Consider the following 1269-nt stretch of genomic DNA (forward strand, 5'->3'; position numbering starts at 1 on the left):
ACTGCCAAGGTTTACAAGAAGAAGTATGTACGTGTCTATGGTGCTTTGAAAAAGGAAAAACGTAGAAACGCTACTATGCGTAAGCGTTACAAAAATACTTCAAAGTATAGAAAGTTTGCGTATAGCTACAAACGTAAGTACGGAGGTGCAAAACGTTCTTATAAAGGTGCAAGACGTAAATACGGTCTTTTATACAAGAGATACAAGGGAGCAAGAGCATATGCGAAAAGGTATGCAAAACTTGCAAGAGTCAACCGTAAAAACAAAGCACTTGCAAAGAAGTATAGAACTTTAGCATCAAGGTATAAAAGAGCTTCTGTGAAATTCAAGAGGGGGTATTCAAAACACCGATCAAAAGCCAAACGCATGAGGAAAATCGCAAAGCATTACCGTAAACGTGCGAGGTACAGCAGAAGCAAAAGAAGAATTAGAAGCAGCAGAAGAAGGGGGACTTTCAACCGTAGAAGAAGAACTTCTAGGCGAAGGTCTTCAAGTTCCAGAAAGCGAGCTTTGAAGAAGAAATATTACGATAAGCTGAGAAAAATCAAAAGCCCTTTTGCTAGACGTATTTTTCTGACCAGTACTAAAATCCGTAGAAAATACGGGTTGAAGCCTTACAAAGGTCGAAGAAGAGGCAGAAGAAGAGGGAGAGGAGTTTTCAGCCATTTCAACCGTTTCAGAAGAAACCTGCCTCATAATAGAGTAAAAAGGTTCTTCAAAAGATTATTCTAAACAATCCCACGGCTTTATCAATATAAAGCCGTGGGGTGACACCTAACACACAATAATGGATTCAACAACTATTGCTAGAGCATTGGTAGCAAACTATGATAAGTTTGATATACTACTAAAGGAAAAAGGAAAAAAAGAGGATGAGGCGGTTGTCCTTATAGAAGGACATGAAATAACTTCATTTGATGATGTATACAATCAAATTGAAGACTCAAAGCATTTGTTAGAGGAAGGAAACACGATTTCAATTGTACCTATCAAAATGCAAGGGAAGTCACCAAGAAGGAAGCCTGAGTATAGATTTACCAAGTCTTCTGAAAGTCATTCTTATTCTCCCCAGGCATCCGTTGGTTTTGGGAATCTAACTCCACCGGCAGAGATGCAGGACCTGATGGTAAGTCATCTTCAGAGTTTGAACATGAAGCTTGACAATGAGTTGATCACTGTCACTCGTCAGAGGGATGATTATAAAAAGGAAGTGGATGATCTGACCAGAGAGAAATGGCGTTTCGAAATGGATATTGACCGTTTGAAACG

At 39.2% G+C, this 1269-nt stretch carries 2 protein-coding genes; both read left to right on the forward strand.

From position 1 onward, the window contains the following. On the forward strand, positions 1 to 732 hold a 732-nt coding region (locus tag AVL50_RS33350; protein ID WP_172826826.1), incomplete at its 5' end, for a hypothetical protein. Between the two features lie 55 nt (positions 733 to 787). Continuing rightward, a partial coding sequence (locus AVL50_RS12090; protein WP_157491302.1) for a hypothetical protein occupies positions 788 to 1269 on the forward strand: 482 nt, incomplete at its 3' end.

Origin of the sequence: Flammeovirga sp. SJP92 (assembly GCF_001583495.1) — a bacterium.
GTDB lineage: Bacteria > Bacteroidota > Bacteroidia > Cytophagales > Flammeovirgaceae > Flammeovirga.